This is a genomic window from Actinotalea subterranea (assembly GCF_008364845.1).
GTDB lineage: Bacteria > Actinomycetota > Actinomycetes > Actinomycetales > Cellulomonadaceae > Actinotalea > Actinotalea subterranea.
Genome location: NZ_VTTP01000002.1, coordinates 90197 through 104967 on the forward strand (window position 1 = coordinate 90197; position 14771 = coordinate 104967).

12 protein-coding genes, 1 tRNA gene and 1 riboswitch are annotated in these 14771 nt (G+C 72.7%); of the genes, 7 read left to right on the forward strand and 6 right to left on the reverse strand.

All coding sequences use genetic code 11. The features are described 5' to 3' along the window. Positions 1-51 precede the first annotated feature (51 nt). Positions 52-2790: a bifunctional acetaldehyde-CoA/alcohol dehydrogenase gene (gene adhE, locus FZ988_RS03465; RefSeq protein ID WP_281287149.1), complete on the reverse strand. Its 2739-nt coding sequence runs from the start codon at positions 2788-2790 to the stop codon at positions 52-54. 300 nt (positions 2791-3090) lie between these two features. Here adhE and FZ988_RS03470 point away from each other — a divergent pair, with 300 nt between their 5' ends. After that, a complete protein-coding gene (locus FZ988_RS03470; RefSeq protein ID WP_425457934.1) occupies positions 3091-3591 on the forward strand; it encodes an Hsp20/alpha crystallin family protein in 501 nt (166 codons plus the stop codon). 83 nt (positions 3592-3674) lie between these two features. On the opposite strand, the gene FZ988_RS03475 is transcribed toward FZ988_RS03470, so the two are convergent. Both FZ988_RS03475 and FZ988_RS03480 read right to left on the reverse strand, forming a co-directional pair. Next, the gene (locus FZ988_RS03475; protein ID WP_149202630.1) at positions 3675-4955 is read right to left on the reverse strand and encodes a MalY/PatB family protein; all 1281 of its coding nucleotides are present in this window, start codon (positions 4953-4955) and stop codon (positions 3675-3677) included. Positions 4956-4998: 43 nt separating this feature from the next. After that, positions 4999-5448, reverse strand: coding sequence for an SRPBCC family protein (locus FZ988_RS03480; protein ID WP_149202631.1), 450 nt, complete (start codon positions 5446-5448; stop codon positions 4999-5001). Positions 5449-5717: 269 nt separating this feature from the next. Then, positions 5718-5794: riboswitch (cyclic di-GMP riboswitch) on the forward strand. Positions 5795-5809: 15 nt separating this feature from the next. On the opposite strand from FZ988_RS03480, the gene FZ988_RS03485 reads away from it, so the two are divergent. Continuing rightward, positions 5810-6031 carry a BldC family transcriptional regulator gene (locus FZ988_RS03485; protein WP_149202632.1) on the forward strand — a complete coding sequence of 74 codons (222 nt, stop codon included), beginning with the start codon at positions 5810-5812 and terminating at the stop codon, positions 6029-6031. A gap of 132 nt (positions 6032-6163) precedes the next feature. On the opposite strand, the gene FZ988_RS03490 is transcribed toward FZ988_RS03485, so the two are convergent. Further along, positions 6164-6859: a TetR/AcrR family transcriptional regulator C-terminal domain-containing protein gene (locus FZ988_RS03490; protein WP_246169179.1), complete on the reverse strand. Its 696-nt coding sequence runs from the start codon at positions 6857-6859 to the stop codon at positions 6164-6166. Between the two features lie 182 nt (positions 6860-7041). Between FZ988_RS03490 and FZ988_RS03495 the strand changes: the two genes are divergently transcribed. Beyond that, entirely contained in the window at positions 7042-8091 is a 1050-nt protein-coding gene (locus FZ988_RS03495; protein ID WP_149202633.1) for an NAD(P)-dependent alcohol dehydrogenase, read from the forward strand. A gap of 110 nt (positions 8092-8201) precedes the next feature. Here FZ988_RS03495 and FZ988_RS03500 read toward each other — a convergent pair. Continuing rightward, a tRNA-Arg gene (locus tag FZ988_RS03500) sits at positions 8202-8274 on the reverse strand. A gap of 51 nt (positions 8275-8325) precedes the next feature. Further along, positions 8326-8994 carry a FadR/GntR family transcriptional regulator gene (locus FZ988_RS03505; RefSeq protein WP_149202634.1) on the reverse strand — a complete coding sequence of 223 codons (669 nt, stop codon included), beginning with the start codon at positions 8992-8994 and terminating at the stop codon, positions 8326-8328. 146 nt (positions 8995-9140) lie between these two features. Here FZ988_RS03505 and FZ988_RS03510 point away from each other — a divergent pair, with 146 nt between their 5' ends. The 4 genes from FZ988_RS03510 (at position 9141) to FZ988_RS03525 (ending at position 14728) form a co-directional block, all read left to right on the forward strand. Further along, the gene (locus FZ988_RS03510) at positions 9141-10439 is read left to right on the forward strand and encodes an MFS transporter (RefSeq protein WP_149202635.1); all 1299 of its coding nucleotides are present in this window, start codon (positions 9141-9143) and stop codon (positions 10437-10439) included. Continuing rightward, on the forward strand, positions 10436-12118 hold the full coding sequence (gene argS / locus FZ988_RS03515) for an arginine--tRNA ligase (RefSeq protein ID WP_149202636.1): 1683 nt from the start codon (positions 10436-10438) through the stop codon (positions 12116-12118). Before FZ988_RS03510 ends, argS begins: the two co-directional genes overlap by 4 nt. Then, complete coding sequence (locus tag FZ988_RS03520) at positions 12115-13569, forward strand: diaminopimelate decarboxylase family protein (RefSeq protein ID WP_149202637.1); 1455 nt, start codon at positions 12115-12117, stop codon at positions 13567-13569. The genes argS and FZ988_RS03520 overlap by 4 nt, the downstream gene beginning before the upstream one ends. Positions 13570-13651: 82 nt before the next feature. Further along, a complete protein-coding gene (locus tag FZ988_RS03525; protein WP_149202638.1) occupies positions 13652-14728 on the forward strand; it encodes an aminotransferase class V-fold PLP-dependent enzyme in 1077 nt (358 codons plus the stop codon). Positions 14729-14771: the final 43 nt, after the last annotated feature.

Below are 14771 nucleotides of genomic sequence, written 5' to 3' on the forward strand. Positions count from 1 at the left end.
CCCGGACGCAGGTGTGCCCGCTCGCGCGACCGAGCGGGCACACCCAGAGCGTCAGGACGCGGAGGAAGTCTCCTGGGCGGACTTCTCCGCCACTCCTGTCGCCGTGCGCCGTGAGCGCACGTCCTGCAGCGACGTCCCGTAGTACGCCGCAGTCATGAGGTCCTTCATGTCGTCCAGCATCGGCATCCGCGGGTTGGCGGGTGCGCACTGGTCCTCGTAGGACCGCATCGCCAGGTCGTCGAGCTTGCCGATGAAGGCCTGCTCGGACACGCCCTGGGCCGCGAAGGAGGCCGGGATGCCGACCTTGTCACGGAGCTCCTCGACTGCGCGGGCGTACGACTCGACGCCCTCGGCCGGGGTCGACGCCGGCAGGCCGAGCGTCTTGGCGATCTCCTGGAAGCGCTCCGGGGCGACGTAGTGCTCGTACTTCGGCCAGCTCGTGAGCTTGGTCGGCACGGTGCCGTTGTACCGGATGACGTGGGGCAGGAGGGTCGCGTTCGTGCGGCCGTGCACCAGGTGGAACGTCGAGCCGATGGTGTGAGCCATCGCGTGCACGATCCCGAGGAACGCGTTGCCGAACGCCATGCCGGCGATCGTCCCGGCGTTGTGCATCTTCTCGCGTGCCTGCGTGGCCTCGCCGCCACCCGTGACCGACGCCTCGAGGTTCTCGAAGATCAGGCGGATCGCGTGCAGGGCCATGCCGTCCGTGAAGTCGTTCGCGTAGACCGAGACGAACGCCTCCGTGGCGTGCGTGAGGGCGTCGAAGCCCGAGTCCGCGGCGAGCGACTTGGGCATCATGCCCGTGAGCGCCGGGTCGATGATCGCGACGGTCGGGGTCAGCGCGTAGTCGGCGAGCGGGTACTTGACGCCCGTCTTCTGGTCGGTGATGACCGCGAACGGCGTCACCTCCGCGCCGGTGCCCGAGGTCGTCGGGATGCAGACGAGCTTCGCGCGCTCGCCGAGCGTCGGGAACTTGAACGCGCGCTTGCGGACGTCGAAGAACTTCTCGCGCATGTCCGCGAAGTTGATCTCCGGGTGCTCGTACCGCAGCCACATGACCTTCGCGGCGTCCATGGGCGAGCCACCACCGAGCGCGATGATCGTGTCCGGGTTGAACTCACGCATGAGCTCCGCGCCGCGGTCGACCGTCGCGAAGGAGGGCTCCGGCTCGACGTTGTCGATGATCTGCAGCGAGATCTTCTCGGAACGGCGTGCCAGGACGTCGAGGATCTTGTCGACGAACCCGAGCTTGGTCATGGTCGCGTCGGTGACGATCGTGACGCGGCTGACGTCACGCATGTCCTCGAGGTAGCGGATCGCGTTCGGCTCGAAGTACGTCTTGCCCGGGACCTTGAACCACTGCAGGTTGTTGTTGCGACGACCGATCCGCTTGATGTTCACCAGGTTGACCGCCGAGACGTTGTTCGAGACCGAGTTCGCGCCGTAGCTGCCGCACCCGAGCGTGAGCGAGGGGATGAAGGCGTTGTAGATGTTGCCGATGCCGCCGAGCGACGAGGGCGAGTTCCAGATGACGCGGATCGCCTTGACGCGACCGCCGAACTCCTCGACGAGCTCCGCGTCCTCCGAGTGGATCGCGGCGGAGTGGCCGAGACCGTCGAACTCGACCATCTGCTCGGCGAGCTGGATGCCGTGCTCGCGGGACTCGGCGCGCAGGACGGCGAGGACCGGGCACAGCTTCTCGCGCGTCAGGGGCTCGGCGGGGCCGACGAGCGACACCTCAGCGAGGATGATCGAGGCGTCCTCGGGGACCGTGAAGCCGGCCTTCTCGGCGATCCACTGCGGGGACTGGCCGACGACGGACGCGTTGAGCTTGGCGCCGCCGCAGTTCGCGTCCTGGGCCTCGACGCCGAAGATGAAGCGCTCGAGCATCGCCTTCTCGGCGGGCGTGCACCGGTACGCGTGCAGCCGGTCGAACTCGACCATCGCCTCGTCGTAGATCTCGGTGTCGAGGATCACGGCCTGCTCGGACGCGCAGACCATGCCGTTGTCGAACGCCTTGGACAGGACGACGTCGTTCACGGCGCGCTTGAGCTTCGCGGACTTCTCGATGTACGCCGGGACGTTGCCGGCACCGACGCCGAGGGCCGGCTTGCCGCACGAGTAGGCGGCCTTGACCATCGCGTTGCCACCGGTCGCGAGGATGAGCGCGACGCCGGGGTGGTTCATCAGCTCGTTGGTCGCGGCGATGGACGGCTCGGCGACCCACTGGATGCAGTGCTCGGGCGCACCCGCGGCGACAGCCGCGTCACGCACGATGCGGGCGGCCGCGACCGAGCTCTCCTGGGCCGACGGGTGGAACGCGAAGACGATCGGGTTACGCGTCTTGAGCGCGATGAGCGACTTGAAGATGGCGGTCGACGTCGGGTTCGTCACCGGCGTGATGCCCGCGATGACACCGACCGGCTCCGCGATCTCGACGATTCCGTGCAGCTCGTCGCGGCCCACGATGCCGACCGTCTTGAGGTCTGCCATCGAGTTGGTGACGTGCTCGCAGGCGAAGATGTTCTTGACGGCCTTGTCCTCGAACACGCCGCGGCGCGTCTCGGCGACCGCGAGCTTCGCGAGCTCACCGTGCTGGTTGAGGGCTGCGACCGACGCCTTCTTGACGATGTGGTCGACGTCCTCCTGCGTGAAGGACGCGTAGGCGGCGAGCGCCTTCGTGGCGCCGGCGACGAGGGCGTCGATGGGCGAACCCATTGCCTCGGCGGCGCTCGCGGCTGCCGGTGCGGCAGCCTCGGGGGCCTTGCTTCGTACGGCTCGTGTGGCCACGGGTTTCTCCCGGTCATCTGAGATTTCGGATGGAGGGATCGCCCTTGATCCGTGCTCAACGCTAGGTGGGGCCATTCGGGTGTACGTGTGCCAAAGGTCCTTTCGGAAGGCCGCGCGACCTGCGATCGCGACCCAGGTGAGGCTGCCGTGAGGGCTGTTCGGGATCTTCGTCCCATGTCTTGGCACTCGACGGTCGAGAGTGCTAATAGTTGACGTGTAGCCGCCCGGCAGGAGCGGACCTCCACCGGGCTCACGCGGTGCTCCGGAGCCGCCGGTGCACCATCGAAGGAGGTGGTGAGCGTGGCTACCCGTCTCGACCCGTTCGTCGACCCCACCCGTTGGGTGGACTCGCTCCTCGGCTCCGTGCGCGAGGCAGCAGCACCCCAGGTCCCGGGGATGCCCATGGACCTGTACCGCGCCGGTGACCACTACGTCCTGCACGTCGACCTCCCGGGCGCAGACCCGGGCAGCGTCGACGTGAACGTGGAGGACCGCACCCTGACGATCCGCGCCGAGCGCACCGCGCGCACGGAGAGCGACGTCCAGTGGCTCGCACGCGAACGCCCGTCCGGCACGTACGTCCGCCAGCTGACGCTCGGTCGGGGCCTGGCCCTCGACCGCGTCGAGGCGAGCTACGCCGACGGCGTGCTGACGCTGACCATCCCGGTCGCCGAGGAGGCCAGGCCGCGCAAGATCAGCATCCAGCACGCGACGCCGACCACGGCGCCCGCCGCGATCGGCACGGCGCCCACGGCGGAGCAGCCCGAGCAGCCCGTGCAGCCGGTGCAGCCCGCGAGCTGACCAGCACGCCGACGGCCCGGTCCTGGTGCACCCGGACCGGGCCGTCGTGCGCTGGCGGCCGGCCTCGGGCTCGTCAGGGCTCGTCAGGTCCCGTCAGCCAGCCGGGCGATGCGCCGGCCCGCCTCGACGACGAGTGCGCGGGGCATCGCGAGGTTGAGCCGGACGTGGCCCCGTCCGGGTGCCCCGCACGCGGCCCCGTCGACGACCTCCACGCCGGCCCGGGTGCGCACGTGGCCGCCGAGATCCGCGGGTACCCCCGCCGGCAGCACCGGTCGCAGGTCGAGCCACGCGAGGTAGGTGCCCTCGGGCGGGGCGTAGCCGACCTGCGTGGTCCGTCCCTCGCCCGCAGCGTCCGCGAGCGTCCGGGCGAGGGCGGCACGGTTGCCGTCGAGGTAGCGGAGCGCGGCGTCGAGCCACGGGCCGCCGTCGCGGTAGGCGGCGGTCGCGGCGACGGCGCCCAGCGTCGAGGCGCCCTCGGCTGCTCGCTCGCCGAACCGGGCCCACGCCGAGACGTCGGCGTCGTCGGACAGGAGGACCTGGGCGCACTTGAGGCCGGCGACGTTCCAGGCCTTCGACGCCGACGTCGCGGTGACCGTGTGCGCCGCCGCCGCGGGGGAGATGGCGGCGTAGGGGAGCTGCGTGCGGCCCGGGAGCACGAGGGGTGCGTGGATCTCGTCGGAGAAGACCCTGCCGCCGTGCGCCTCGACGACGTCGGCGAGCGCCTCGAGCTCCTCGCGCTCGAACACCCGACCCGTCGGGTTGTGGGGGTTCGTCAGGACGAGGAGGTGCCCGCCCGCGCGGAAGGCAGCGGCGATGGTGTCGAGGTCGAGGGCCCATCGCCCGTCCTGCGCGCGCGTCATCGGGGCCTGGAGGACCTGACGGTCCCAGGCGTGCGGGGCAGTCAGGAACGGCATGTACGACGGCGTCGGCACGATGAGCGGGGAACCGGGGCGGGAGCGCTCCTCGACCGTGATCCGGAGCGCCGCGAGCACGTCGGAGACCATGTGGACCCGGTCGGCGTCGACGTCCCACCCGTACCGCTGCCGGTACCACCCGGCGCACGCGCTCGCGACGCCGGCCTGCACGGAAGGTGGGACGTAGCCCGTCAAGCCGCGCTCGACGGCGGCGTGCAGCGCGGCCGTGACGGCGGGGGCGGTGCCGAGGTCCGACTCCGCCACCCAGGCGGCGATCTCGGCGCCGGTGCCTGTCCACTTCAGGCTGCCGCGGGCGCGCAGGTCGTCGGGCCCGAGCCGGTCGACCTGCCGCACGAGGGCGTCGTCGGTGCCCTGGACGGCGTCCACGGGGCCAGCGGGGAAGGGGCTGCCGGCTGCGGCACCGGGGGCGGGCGTCGGGGTGCTCGTCATGGCTGCACCGTATCGACGCCCTCCCCAGGGCCGCCCGCCGCGATCAGCTCACGTCCCCCCGCCAGGCACCCGTCTCGGCGCCACGGGACTCGATGAACTCCTTGAACCGCTTGAGGTCTGCCTTGACCTGCGCGTCGTCGACGCCGACGGCGGCACCGAGCTTCTCGACGATCGACTCGGTCTCCCAGTCGATCTGCACCATGACGCGCGTGGTCGACTCGCCGAGCCGGTGGAACGTCACGACGCCGCCGTGCGTCTTGCCGTCCACCGAGCGCCAGGCGACGCGCTCGTCGGGGTGCTGCTCCGTGATCTGCGCGTCGAACTCCCGCTCGACCCCGCCGATGGAGGTCTTCCAGTGCGTGAGCGTGTCGCTGAGCTGCGTCACCGAGTCCACGCCGCCCATGAACTGGGGGAACGACTCGAGCTGGGTCCACTGGTTGTACGCGGTCGTCACGGGGACGTCCACATCGATCGACTGCTCGACGTTCGGCATGCCTGCCTCCTCGTGGTGGTCGGTGTGGTGTCCCGCCACGGTAGGTCGGTCCCGGGCGGGCCGCGCGTCGGGGCGTCGCGGCGGAAGCCGGCCGGGTCGACCGGGTAGGGGTGTCCGGGAGGTCCCGGGCCGCAGGCGCGCCGGGAGCCGTACGCGCGGGCATCCCTACCGTCCCGGGCTGGGCAAGCGTTGCGGCGAACGGGTGAATCTGGCCCTCGAGGGGCGCCCGGCTTTGCGTAGATGTCCGGATTGTGTCAACCTGTCCGCGTCAGCGAAAAGGGCAAACCCACCGCGAGGTGGGGACGCAAAGCCAACGGGACCCCAGAGGTCGGCCGGGCTCACCGAACGACAGGAGTGGACGATGTCAGCTCAGACCTCCAACCGTAACGACGCCCCCGGGGCTCTCCTCACGCCTTCCGAGGTGGCCGGGATGTTCCGCGTCGACCCGAAGACCGTGACGCGCTGGGCCAAGGCCGGCAAGCTCTCGGCGATCCGCACGCTCGGCGGCCACCGCCGCTACAGCGAGTCCGAGGTCCGCAGCCTGCTCTCCGGCGTCCCGCAGCCGCGCGAGGGCGAGGACTGATCGTCCTCGCCGGGTAGGGCCCCAGGGTCCTACCCCTCTGCACGCCTCCAGCGTCGCCCTTCATCGGTCCTCGCAGCACCCCCGCCCGGGGGAGCGGCGAGGACCGCGGCATGTCCGGGCGGTGCCACCTGCTCAGGCCTTCGCTGCGAGCCGCTCGAGGCCGTCCAGGACGAGGTCCAGCCCGAACTCGAACTCCGTCTGGTCGTCGCACCATCCGAGCGTCGAGTCCGGGTCGTCGTGGGCGACCTCCATGAACATCGCGACGAGGTTCGGGATCTGTGGGGCGATCTGCGAGAGCATCGCCTGCGTCTCGTCGTCGCCGCCCTCGGGCTCGCCCAGCTCGAGCGTGAACCCGTAGATGCGGCTCCCCAGCGCGTGCAGGCCGTGGTGGACGAGGTCCCAGGAGAGACCGCCCGCGCGCATGAGGGCGACGACTCCGTCGACGTGGCGCGCGGCGGACAGGGTCATGACGTTGCGCGACTCCATGACCTGGGGCGCCCACCGGTGCCGCAGCATGACGGTGCGCGCCGCGAGGATGCGCACTCGGATCGCGTCGCGCCACCCGCCCTCCCCGGGTGGTGCGGCGGCACGGCTGACAGCGTCGTGGAGCTCGTCGAGCACCACCTCGACGGCGCCGTCGAGGATGCCGTCCTTGCCTCGCACGTGGTGGTAGAGCGACATGGCCTCGACGCCGAGGTCGTCGCCGAGTCGACGCATGGTGAGTGCGGTGACGCCGTCCTGGTCGGCGATCTCGACCGCGCGACGCAGCACGCGCTCGCGGGTCAGCCCGGGGCGCCGTCGTGCCGTCGTGCCCGTCGTGTCGCCCACACCCCCAGCCTCTCACTCTCCCGCGGGCGTCTCGTACGACGCGCGCGTCCTGGGCTGCGTGTCCGGACGGCGTGCCGGGAGCCGTTGACCGCAGCCGCCGACGGCTCTACCTTACAAGATAAGTCTTACGCCGTAAGGCCGATCGGACCAGGTGGCCGGCCAGGCCGCGAGGAGGAACCACGATGACCACGCCACAGACGCACGGCCAGCACTCGCGAGACGCGGCCGAGGGGGCTGGCCCCACGGTCATGCGCGCCGCGGTCAACCGCAGCTTCGGCGGCCCCGAGGTCGTCGCGGTCGAGCAGGTGGCCCGGCCGCAGGCCGGCCCGGGGGAGCTGCTCATCCAGGTCCACGCGTCGGACGTGAGCGTCGCGGACCACCGGATGCGCGCCCGCGACCTCCCGCCCGGCTTCGCACTCGTCGGTCCGTTCCTGCTCGGCTTCGGGGCACCACGACGCCCCGTGCTCGGCATGGAGGTCGCCGGGGTGGTCGAGGCCGTGGGCAGCGGCGTCACGACCTTCCGCCCCGGGGACCGGGTCGCCGCAGCGACCGGCGCGCACTTCGGCGGGCACGCCGAGTACGCCGTCGTCCGCGCGGACGCCCGCGGGGCGGTCGCCCACGTGCCGGACGGCCTGACCTTCGAGGACGCCGTCGCGCTCGTCTTCGGCGGGCACACGGCGCTGCCGTTCCTGCGCGGAGGCCGCGTCGGTGCGGGCAGCGAGATCCTGGTCAACGGTGCGTCCGGCGCGGTCGGCGTCATGGCGGTCCAGCTCGCCAAGCACCTGGGTGCGCGCGTGACGGGCGTGTGCAGCGCGAGGAACGCCGAGCTCGTCCTCGGCCTTGGCGCCGACGCCGTCGTGGACTACGAGACCGAGGACTTCACCCAGCGCGGCGAGACGTACGACGCCGTGGTCGAGTGCGTCGGGAACGCGCCGTTCCGACGGGCCCGCCGCGTGATCCGGCCGGGCGGCGCGATGCTCGCGGTCGTCGGGAGCTTCGGTGACCTGCTCGCGGCCCGGTGGAACCAGGCGCGCACGGGGATCCGCGTCGTCACGGGCGACCTCGGGGCGACGTCGGACGACGTGGCCCTGCTCATGCGGCTCGCGAGCGAAGGGACGATCCGGCCGGTGGTCGACCGGACGTACGACCTCGACGAGATCGTGGAGGCGCACCGGTACGTCGACACCGGACGCAAGCGAGGCGCCGTCGTGCTGCGGGTGCGTGGAGAGTAGGAACGCGACGCTGCGGTCCTTGGTTGCGTGGGCACATCGCACCGCTGACCTGCGCCGACGCGCGCACGACGAAGCCCCGGCCACCATGGGTGGACCGGGGCTTCGTGACGTGCCCGCGATAGGATTCGAACCTACGACCTTCTGCTCCGGAGGCAGACGCTCTATCCCCTGAGCTACGCGGGCGGGGCGGTGCAGAACACTACCAGCCTGCTCCGCTGACGCTGCACCCGACTGTCAGCGGTGCCGCTCGCCGACGAGGCCCATGAGCTCCGACAGGTAGCGGTCGATCTCCCGCATCGCGGCGCGTGCGTCGCCGTCGGCGACCGCCTCGACGAGCGCGTGGTGCGAGTCGTCGTCGTGCGCCGGGTGCTCGAAGTTGAAGCGGATGTTCTCGCTGATCGCGTCCTGCAGGTTCTCGTAGAGCGCGAGGAGGACGGGGTTCTGGGCCGCCTGGGCGATCGTGCGGTGCAGCACGAGGTCGGCCTCGACCATCCGGTCGAGCTCACCGCTCGCGAAGGCCGCGGCGCGCGTGTCCCGCAGGGCACGGAGCTCGGCGACCTGCGCGTCGGTGCGTCGGAGCGCCGCGAGCCGTGCGGCCTCGACCTCGAGGCTGCGCCGCACCTCGAGGACGTCGCGCTGGTGCGCGCCCGCGATCTGGCGGCCCATCGCGTTGCCCAGCTCGGAGTCGGAGATCACGTAGGTGCCGGAGCCCTGGCGGCGCTCGAGCATCCCCGCGTGGACGAGCGACTGGACGGCCTCACGCACGGTGTTGCGCCCGACGCCGATGAGCTCCGTGAGCTCGGGCTCGGCCGGGATGCGGGTGCCGACCTGCCAGGCGCCCGACGTGATCTGCTGACGCAGGCGGCCGACCGCGAGGTCGATCAGGTTCGTGCGGCGAGTCATCCCATCTCCGGACGTAGGCGTGAGAGGCAGTCAACACCGCGAGCGGGGTCGAGCGCACCTTCCGTCCCATGCTTCACCCGCTGCTGCCCTGGTCGCGCCCGGCCGCATACAGTGCCTGCGACCCCGACCCCTGGTGATTCGGTCCCATGCCCCATCCCGCTGCGCAGCACCCGACGACGCCGGCCCGCCACCCGTGGCGCGGCCGGCTCGTCGTCCTCACCGGCCTGCTCCTGGTCGCGCTCAACCTGCGCGTCGCGATCGCGTCCGTCTCGCCGGTGCTCGACGTCATCAGGGCCGAGGTCGCTCTCTCGGCCGCCCAGGCGGGGCTCCTCGGCACGGTGCCCGTCGCGTCGTTCGCCGCGTTCGGGTCGATCGCCCCGCTCGTGGCGCGCCGCCTCGGGCTCGAGCCCACCCTGGTGGCGGCGATGCTGCTGTCCGCCGTCGGTGAGGTCGTGCGCGCCACGACGACGACGGCGGCCGGCTTCCTCGGCTGGTCCGTCATCGCGCTCGCGGGGATGGGCATGGGCAACGTGCTGCTGCCGCCGCTGGTCAAGCGGTACTTCCCCGACCGGATCGGTGCCGTCACGGCGGCGTACTCCGTCGCGATGTCGTTCTCGACGGCCGTCCCGCCGCTGCTCGCCGTGCCGAGCACGCAGCAGCTCGGATGGCGTGTCTCGATCGCCGTGTGGGCCGCCGTCGGCGTCGTCGCCGTGGTGCCGTGGCTCGTCGTCATCGGCCGGTCCGCCGCGGCGCGTGCGGGGTTGCGGGAGGTGCTGCGGCGCTCGCCCCAGGACACGCCCGCGCTCGCGTCCCGGCACCGCGCGTCGGGCCGCGTGTGGCGCAGCCCGCTCGCGTGGGCGCTCGCGCTCGCGTTCGCGATGAACTCCCTCAACTCCTACGTGGTGTTCGCGTGGCTCCCGCAGCTGCTGCTCGACGCGGGGGTCGACGCCGCCCGGGCGGGCGGGTGGCTCTCGTACGTCGCGGTCCTGGGCCTCGTCCCCGCGCTCGTCGCCCCGCCGCTCGCCGTGCGCCTGCGCAACCCGTTCGTGCTCGCGCTCGGCTTCGTGGCGTGCTTCCTGGTGGGGGGCACCGGCCTCCTGCTCGACCCGGCCGGGGCGACCGTCGTGTGGGCGTCGCTCGTCGGCGTCGGCCTCGGGACGTTCCCGCTGCTCCTGGCGCTGATCAACCTCCGCACGCGCACCTCGGCGGGCGCGACGACACTGTCGGGCTTCACGCAGGGCGTGGGCTACACGCTCTCGGGCGTCGGACCCGTGCTCGTGGGCGTGCTCTACGGAGCGACCGGCGGCTGGGCGGCGCCGTCGGTCGTGCTCGCGACGTCGAGCGTGGTTCTGCTGGTCGCCGCGGCCCTCGCGTGCCGGCCGGTGATGCTCGAGGACACGTGGGTGCGGGGCCCTGGCCGCGGGCTCGATACCCTTTCCACGTGACCCCTGCCGAGCTCTCCGAGGCGCTGCGCGCCGTCCTGACCGCCGCCGTCGCCGACGGCTCGCTCCCGCTCGACCCGGCCGCGGTGCCGGCCGACGTCGTCGTCGAGCGTCCGCGGTCGCGTGAGCACGGGGACTGGGCGACGAACGTCGCGATGCAGCTCGCCAAGAAGGCGGGCATGGCGCCCCGTGCGTTCGCCGAGGTCCTCGCCGCACGCCTCGCCGACGTCCCGGGCGTCGCGTCCGTGGCGATCGCGGGCCCCGGGTTCCTCAACATCACGCTCGACGTGGCCGCGGCGGGCGAGCTCGCGCGCACCGTCGTCGAGGCGGGTGCGGGGTTCGGCCGCGGCACGGCGCTCGCGGGTGAGCGCATCAACCTCGAGTTCGTGTCCGCCAACCCGACGGGCCCCATCCACATCGGCGGCGTGCGCTGGGCGGCGGTCGGCGACTCGCTGGCCAGGATGCTCCAGGCCTGCGGCGCGGACGTGGTGCGCGAGTACTACTTCAACGACCACGGCTCCCAGATCGACCGGTTCGCACGGTCGCTGCTCGCCCGCGCCCGCGGGCAGGAGGCGCCCGAGGGCGGCTACGGCGGCCAGTACATCGCGGACATCGCCGACTCCGTCCTGGAGCGCGTGCGTGCCGCGGGCGAGCCCGACCCGCTGACCCTGAGCGACGACGAGGCCCAGGAGGTCTTCCGCGCGCACGGCGTCGAGCTCATGTTCGGTGAGATCAAGGCCAAGCTGCACGACTTCCGGGTCGACTTCGACGTCTACTTCCACGAGGACTCGCTGCACGAGTCGGGTGCCGTCGAGCGTGCTGTCACGAGGCTGCGCGAGCTCGGCCACGTCTACGAGGCCGACGGCGCCACGTGGCTGCGGACCACCGAGTTCGGTGACGACAAGGACCGCGTGATCCTCAAGTCGGACGGGCAGGCCGCCTACATCGCCGGCGACCTCGCGTACTACCTGGACAAGCGCGAGCGCGGCTTCGACCGGGCGATCATCATGCTCGGCGCCGACCACCACGGGTACATCGGCCGCATGATGGCGATGTGCTCGGCCTTCGGTGACACGCCCTGGGTGAACCTCGAGATCCTCATCGGTCAGATGGTCAACCTCGTCAAGGACGGGGAGCCCGTCCGGATGAGCAAGCGCGCCGGCACCATCGTGACCCTCGACGACCTCGTCGACGCCGTCGGCGTGGACGCAGCGCGGTACTCGCTCGCGCGCTCCTCGGCCGACAGCATGATCGACCTCGACCTGGACCTCCTGACCCGAGCCACGAACGAGAACCCGGTCTTCTACGTCCAGTACGCGCACGCACGGACCCGGAACGTCGCGCGCAACGCGGCCGACCTGGGGGTGCGGCGCGAGGACGGGTTCGACCCGTCGCTGCTCGACCACGTCTCGGAGTCCACGCTGCTGGCGAAGATCGGCGAGTTCGGCCGGGTGGTCCTTCAGGCCGCGGAGCTGCGCGAGCCGCACCGCGTCGCCCGGTACCTCGAGGAGCTCGCCGGGGCGTACCACAAGTGGTACGACCAGAAGCGCTTCGTGATCCCCAAGGGTGACGAGGACGTCGCCGACGTCCACCGCACCCGGCTGTGGCTCAACGACGCCACGGGAACGGTGCTCGCCAACGGTCTTGACCTGCTCGGCGTCAGCGCCCCGGAGCGCATGTGACGGCGGGAGCCGACCACCACGTCTGGCCTGCGAGCACCCGCGTCGGGCCCGACGGCGTGGTGAGCGTCGGCGGCGTGCGCCTGACCGACCTCGCGGCGGAGCATGGCACCCCCGCGTACGTGCTCGACGAGGCCGACTTCCGGGCACGTGCGCGCGGCTACCGTGTCGCGTTCACCGAGGCCTTCGCGCCGCTCGGCGTCCCGGTCGACGTGTACTACGCGGGCAAGGCGTTCCTCAGCGTCGCCGTGGCGCGCTGGGCGCACGAGGAGGGCCTGCGCATCGACACGTCGACGGGTGGGGAGCTCGCCGTCGCCCTGCGCGCCGGCATCCCCGGCGCCGACATCGGGCTGCACGGCAACAACAAGTCGGACGCGGAGATCGACCGGGCGCTCGCGGCCGGCGTGGGCCGCATCGTCATCGACTCCACCGCCGAGATCGACCGCGTGGCCGCCGCCGTGCGCCGTCGGGCCGAGGCCGGTCCCGCCGTGGCGCGGCCGGGGCGCGACCCAGAGGCCGCGGTGCGCGCGCCGGTCATGGTGCGCGTGACGACGGGCGTGCACGCCGGCGGCCACGAGTACATCTCGACCGCGCACGAGGACCAGAAGTTCGGGCTCTCCATCGCGGGCGGCCAGGCGCTCGCCGCGCTCGAGGCCGTGCTGGCCCGGCCCGAGCTCGAGCTCGTCGGCATCCACTCGCACATCGGCTCGCAGATCCTGGACCCCTCGGGGTTCGCCGTCGCCGCCCGGCGGGTCCTCGAGCTGCGGGCCGAGCTCGCGGCACGGACGGGCCACCTCGTCCCCGAGGTCGACCTGGGCGGGGGCTTCGGCATCGCGTACCTGGCGGGCGAGGTGCCGCTCGACCCGGTGCGCACCGCCAAGGACGTCGCGGGCGTCGTCGAGGAGACCTGCGCGCGGCTCGGCACGCCGGTCCCACGGCTCTCGATCGAGCCGGGGCGCGCCGTCGTCGGCCCGACCACCCTCACGCTCTACACGGTCGGGACGGTCAAGCCCGTGACCGTGGACGTCGCGCCGACGGCCCCGGGTGCTCCGGGCGACCCGGGCGAACCGGGTGACGGCACGGGGGCGGTCACGACCCGCACCTACGTCTCCGTCGACGGCGGGATGAGCGACAACCTCCGGCCCGCGCTGTACGGCGCGCGGTACACGGCGGCGGTCGTCTCGCGGGCGGTCGGGACGCAGACCGTGCGCGCCCGCGTCGTGGGCAAGCACTGCGAGAGCGGTGACATCGTGGTGCACGACGTGGACCTGCCGCAGGACATCGCCGCAGGGGACCTGCTCGCGGTGCCCGCGACCGGCGCGTACGGCCGCTCCATGGCGTCCAACTACAACCACGTGCCGCGGCCACCCGTCGTGGCGGTCCGGGACGGGGGCGCCCGCGTCCTGGTGCGACGCGAGACCGAGGACGACCTGCTCGCGCTCGACCTCGGCTGAGCGAACGGGACTCGACCGAGCCTTCACAGGATGTGCCCGAGAGGTGGCACGCGCGGGCCCGCGTCTACGCCAGGGTGGACGCATGGACACCGAACCTGACGGCCGCCCGGGCGGCGACCAGTGGCCCCTCGTCGCCGGCTACCTCAACGCGGCCAGCATGGGCGTCCCGTCGCGCGCCGTGGTCGCGGCGATGCGCGCGGACCTCGACCGCTGGAGCACCGGGACCGCCACGGCGCCGGGCTACGACGAGGACGTGCGCCGTGCCCGCGCCGCGTTCGCCCGGCTCGTCGGTGCGGACGTCGGGCGCGTGGCCGTCGGCTCGCAGGTCTCCGCGCTCGTCGGGCTCGTCGCCGCGAGCCTTCCCGACGGCGCCCGCGTCGTCTGCCCAGAGGGGGAGTTCACCTCGGTCGTCTACCCCTTCCTCGTCCACGCCGACCGCGGCGTGCGCGTCGAGACCGTCCCGGTCGCCGGGCTCGCCGACGCGGTGCGGCCGGGCGTCGACCTCGTCGCGTTCTCCCTGGTCCAGTCGGCCGACGGCGCGCTGGCGGACGCCGACGCGATCCGTAGCGCAGCGCGAGAGGCCGGGGCGATCGTGCTGGCCGACCTCACGCAGGCCGCGGGCTGGCTCCCCGTCGACGCGGGCGACTTCGACGTCACCGTCACGGGCGCCTACAAGTGGCTGTGCGCGCCCCGCGGCTCCGCGTTCATGACGGTCAGCCCCGAGCTGACGTCCCGCCTGCGCCCCCTCTACGCGGGCTGGTACGCGGGGGAGAGCCCGTGGGACTCCGTGTACGGCTCGGACATGCGCCTCGCCGCTGACGCCCGCCGCCTCGACCTCTCGCCGGCGTGGCCCGTGTGGGCGGGGACGGCGCCCGCGATCGAGCTGTTCGCGGACCTTGCCGGCCCGGGCGCACCTCACGTGGACGCGGTCCGCGGGCACGGGGCAGGCCTCGCCGACTCCGTGCGTCGCGGGCTCGACCTCGAGCCGACCGGCTCGCCGATCCTCTCGCTGCCCGACGCCGACGGCCGGGTCCAGGCCGCGCTCGAGGCCGCCGGGTGCCGCGTGGCCGCCAGGGCGGGCGGCGTCCGCATCGCCTTCCACCTGTGGAACGACGGGGCCGACGCGCGGCGCGTGCTCGACGCCGTCCGCGCGCGCTGACCTGCGCCGAGCTGCGCCGACGGCCGTCGACCCGCGCGTCGGC

Bases quoted from the DNA above. Each gene is read 5' to 3' on its own strand.
- FZ988_RS03475 (WP_149202630.1), bottom strand. From the start codon at position 4,955: ATGACGAGCACCCCGACGCCCGCCCCCGGTGCCGCAGCCGGCAGCCCC.
- FZ988_RS03480 (WP_149202631.1), bottom strand. From the start codon at position 5,448: ATGCCGAACGTCGAGCAGTCGATCGATGTGGACGTCCCCGTGACGACC.
- FZ988_RS03485 (WP_149202632.1), top strand. From the start codon at position 5,810: ATGTCAGCTCAGACCTCCAACCGTAACGACGCCCCCGGGGCTCTCCTC.
- FZ988_RS03495 (WP_149202633.1), top strand. From the start codon at position 7,042: ATGACCACGCCACAGACGCACGGCCAGCACTCGCGAGACGCGGCCGAG.
- FZ988_RS03505 (WP_149202634.1), bottom strand. From the start codon at position 8,994: ATGACTCGCCGCACGAACCTGATCGACCTCGCGGTCGGCCGCCTGCGT.
- FZ988_RS03510 (WP_149202635.1), top strand. From the start codon at position 9,141: ATGCCCCATCCCGCTGCGCAGCACCCGACGACGCCGGCCCGCCACCCG.
- FZ988_RS03525 (WP_149202638.1), top strand. From the start codon at position 13,652: ATGGACACCGAACCTGACGGCCGCCCGGGCGGCGACCAGTGGCCCCTC.